This window comes from Chroococcidiopsis cubana SAG 39.79, from assembly GCF_003991895.1.
GTDB lineage: Bacteria > Cyanobacteriota > Cyanobacteriia > Cyanobacteriales > Chroococcidiopsidaceae > Chroococcidiopsis > Chroococcidiopsis thermalis.
Genome location: NZ_RSCK01000114.1, coordinates 1 through 4,252 on the forward strand (window position 1 = coordinate 1; position 4,252 = coordinate 4,252).

Annotated in this window: 3 protein-coding genes; all 3 read left to right on the top strand. The window is 49.8% G+C overall.

Features of this window, described 5'->3' with window-relative positions; translation table 11 throughout:
- Nucleotides 1–34: 34 nt before the first annotated feature.
- The 3 genes from DSM107010_RS32605 to DSM107010_RS32615 all read left to right on the top strand — a co-directional run bounded on the left by DSM107010_RS32605 (nucleotide 35) and on the right by DSM107010_RS32615 (nucleotide 4,207).
- Entirely contained in the window at nucleotides 35–1,120 is a 1,086-nt protein-coding gene (locus DSM107010_RS32605; protein WP_199755916.1) for a hypothetical protein, read from the top strand.
- Nucleotides 1,121–1,253: 133 nt separating this feature from the next.
- Nucleotides 1,254–3,029, top strand: a complete 1,776-nt coding sequence (locus DSM107010_RS32610) for an ABC transporter ATP-binding protein (RefSeq protein ID WP_015154389.1) — start codon at nucleotides 1,254–1,256, stop codon at nucleotides 3,027–3,029.
- 2 nt (nucleotides 3,030–3,031) lie between these two features.
- Entirely contained in the window at nucleotides 3,032–4,207 is a 1,176-nt protein-coding gene (locus DSM107010_RS32615; RefSeq protein WP_015154390.1) for a glycosyltransferase family protein, read from the top strand.
- Nucleotides 4,208–4,252 lie beyond the last annotated feature (45 nt).

A 4,252-nucleotide genomic window follows, 5' to 3' on the forward strand; every position in this document is an offset into this window, starting at 1 on the left:
CCAAGGCTTTGCTCCTACAAGGTTGAGCGCATAATTGCATCTTAGCTCAACTGGTATTCTGTTTGATAGAAACCGCCTTAGTCCCGCTGCGATCGTCTGGCACTTTCGCCGCAATACTGTAGCCGCTTACCTAAAACAACAGCAAGGCTATGGTAAGGCAGAAGCTCTCGTCTACTTCAAGCACCCCTATCGCTTTAATTTATTGGGACAACCCCGCTGGTTCGGCAGAATTTACGGCGGACTCTACTCCACTTTCCTCATCGGTCAACCGACGATTTACTCTGGAGTGTTCGGTCGCGGCTTCTTTCAGATGCTGTACCAACCTCCAGCCTCTCTATTTGGCTATCTCCCTCTAACTTTAGAGTGGAACTTAGCGATCGCCCTCTTTGGCACTTTATCGCTGTTATCCGGTCACTTCCCTTGGGTTGCCATCATTATGGTATTAATTTCCTGGGGTTGGTCTGTGGCTGCTGCCGTACAAGCACCAATTGACTCCCGTTTTCAGGGCATAAAAGCGCGTTTGCTGGTAGCAACGTTAATTTACTTAGGTCCACTGGTTCGTAGTCTAGAGCGGTATCGCTGGCGGTTTAAAGGACTAACTCAGATGGATGCGATCGAGTGCGATCGCGTCACGCAAAAACCCGAAGTTGTGTGGCACAAGTCTGCTTTTTACTTGTCCTATTGGACAGAAGCAGGAATGGAGAAAGAAAGTTTGCTGCTGGGAGCAATGGAACTGCTTTTATCTCGCAAATACTTCATCATTCCCGATCGCGGTTGGAGCAGTTGGGATTTGGAAGTTTACCGAGGCATCTGGTCGAAAGCTCAAATCAAGGTTTGCACCGAAAATCACGGTAGCGGTAAACGGTTGCTGCGGGTACGGTGCGGACTCAAACTAACGCAGCTCGCTAAGATGACGGCGATCGGCTGTACCTTAATGGCAGTTGCCGCGATCGCCCTTGGCAGGTCAGAACTAGGGGCGATCGCGATTTTCACGAGTGCGATCGCCGCTGCGACAATTCTCTATCAACACTCCCGCCTCGGTCGCATTCTCTACCACGTCATGGAAAACGTGGCACAAAGACTTTATTTGTTGCCGACTGACAATAAAGGTGGTGCGTGAACAACGGGTATGGGGTGGAACAAGTCGTAAGTCGTAAGTAATTTCCTCAGCTCCCGATTGCTCTCTTCTCTCCCTCAGCTCCCTCAGCCTCCTCAGCCTCCTCAGCTCTCTTCCCCCCGACTCCCGGTTTTTAATGATAATAGTCCTCGCTCGTAAAACCTTACGCTACCTTCTGCCCTATCGCTTTCTATTTTTAGTAGCGATCGCGCAGGTGATTTTGCTAAATGCTTTAGAATTGCTGAAGCCTTGGCCCCTAAAACTGATTATCGATAACGTACAAGTCGGCGGTCAGCCGCTCCCGTGGGAATTTTTAAAAGGCTTGTCCCGCGAGCAGCTACTTTTGGCGATCTGTATCGGACTGGTGCTGATTTACCTACTTTGGGGTGGTCTGTCACTATTACATAACTACACAACTATTAGCATCGGTCAGCGCATGGTCAACGATTTGCGCGGCGACCTCTACAGCCACTTGCAGCGCCTTTCTCTAGCATTTCACAATCGCCAGCAGGTAGGAGACTTACTTTACCGCATTGCTACCGATACCTACGCGATTCAAAGCTTGACGATGAACACCGTAATTCCCATCCTCTCAGCAGTGGTGTTTTTGGTGGGAATGTTTACTATCATGGTGCAGCTCGATCCGCTGCTAACCTTCTTAGCGCTGAGCGTTTGTCCGGCTTTGTTTATCACGCTATCGCTGTTAAACCGCCCGATTAACAAGGCAGCAACTCAATCTCACCAACAGGAGAGCGTGGTTTATTCGCTCGTGCAGCGAAATATTTCTGCCATGCGGATCATCCAGGCTTTTACCAAAGAAGATGAAGAACACAGCAAGTTTATGGCGGCGAGTCGGGAGAGCTTAGCAGCGCGCTTGCGACTTTATAATCTACAAAGTCTTTACTCTGGGGTAGTCAGTTTAGTTAGCGCCGTGGGTACTGCCTTAGTCGTGTGGGTTGCTGCCAATCAAGTTTTAGCTGGTGAATTGACAGTAGGCGAGTTGGTGTTGTTTACCTCTTATCTTGCCTCGCTTTACGACCCAATTAATAGCATCAGTCAAACCTATGGAATGACTCAGTGGGCGCAGGTGGGCGTGATGCGAGTGTTTGAAATTTTGGATATCGAGCGAGATCTGCCAGAGGGAACTAAAACATTCCCTACAGTTGGAGCTAAGGGAGAAATTGTCTGGGATAATGTCAGTTTCGATTATCTGCCCGACCAGCCGACGCTGAAACAAATAAATTTGCGCGTGCGGGCGGGACAGAAAGTGGCAATTGTCGGTCCCACGGGAGCGGGAAAATCGACTTTAGTTAGCCTGCTACCACGCTTTTACGATCCGCAAGTCGGTCGAGTCACAATTGATGGAGTTGACGTGCGAGAATTTCAACTGAAATCCTTGCGTCGTCAAATCGGTATGGTGCTGCAACCGCCGATCGTCTTTCCCCTCAGCTTTCGGGAGAACATCGCTTACGGTCGCCCCGATGCAGCCCTGTCAGAGGTCGTGACTGCTGCCCGTCTTGCTCGAATTCACGATTTAATCGTCAGTACGTCCCAAGGGTACGACACGGTAGTAGGCGAAAGGGGAGCGACTCTTTCAGAAGGGGAAAGACAACGCTTGACGATCGCCCGAGCAATCTTACTAGATGCACCTATTTTAATCTTGGACGAACCCACCTCCTCAGTGGATGCCGAAACTGAAGCACTGATTATGGAAGGGTTAGATCGACTCACAGTCGGACGGACAACCTTAATTATTGCCCACCGACTCTCAACCGTGCGTCAGGCTGATTCAATTGTCGTGTTACGAGCTGGGCAGATTGTCGAACAAGGTACATTTGCCGAATTGATGAGTCAGCGGAGTGCATTTGCGGCGCTCTACCGTACCCAGTTCAGTTTACAGGGGGAGAAATAAATATGTCGCTGCGGATTGCGATCGCTGGTTTAGCTGGGACGTATCCCTTTGGGGGCATGTTTTGGCATTACTTACAATACTTACTCGGATTGCAACGGCTCGGTCATGATGTCCTATATATAGAAGATACGGGTAAATGGTGTTACGACCCGATTGCGAAAACATTTGTGGAGGATGGGTCGAAAAACGCTGCCTTCTTAGCGCGAGAATTGGCAGTTTTAGACGAGAGTTTGAGCGATCGCTGGTTTTTTCGCGATGTGACTGGCAAAACCTATGGTCGTCCTTGGCACGATGTCGTCGAGTTCTGCCGCAGTGCCGACCTGTTACTCCACATTTCTGCTGGGCATTGGATGCGCGAGGAAAACTTTACCAATGCCAAAGTCATATTAATCGATACCGATCCTTTATACACCCAAGCCGGACTGCTGACTGGTTCCCCTGCGGAAGTCGCCGCCCGCGTTGCTTGGTGGCAGGAACATCACGACGTTTTCTTCAGCTTTGGAGAAAATATAGGCGCTACTGATTGTAAAGTTCCCTGCGAATCGTTTGACTGGATACCCACACGCCAACCAATAGTATTAGACTGCTTCGACCGAGCAGCCGTACCAGTCACAGAGCGGCGACCCGTATTGACAACCGTTGCATCGTGGGAACCAAAAGAAAAGGGTCCAATAGTAAATGGCGTTGCTTATACCGGAAAAAGTAGCGAATTCGAGCGCTACATGGATTTACCATCTCACAGTCCGCTACCACTCGAATTAGCTTTAAGTGGTTCCGCTCCAGTGGAGAGGCTGCAAGAATGCGGTTGGATTGTGCGCGATGGCTACGAAGTTTCCCACAACCCTTGGGTTTACCGAGATTATCTTGCTCATTCCTTTGGCGAATGGAGTATAGCCAAAAATGCTTACGTTGCCAGTCAAAGCGGTTGGTTTTCTTGTCGCACAGCCAGCTACCTCGCCCTTGGCGTACCAGTGATTCTACAAGATACAGGCTTTAGCAAAACCATTCCTACTGGGGAAGGGCTATTGACATTTACGACAACAGCTCAAGCAGCAGAGGCAATCGAGAAATTAAAAACCAACCCGCAGCGACACGCCAAAGCCGCCAGAGAAATCGCGCAAGCATATTTCGACTCGGATAAGGTACTGACGAATTTGATTGAAAAAGCGGGAAGTTAGGAGTTGGTTAGACAAGGGGGACAAGGGGGACAAGGGGGACAAGGG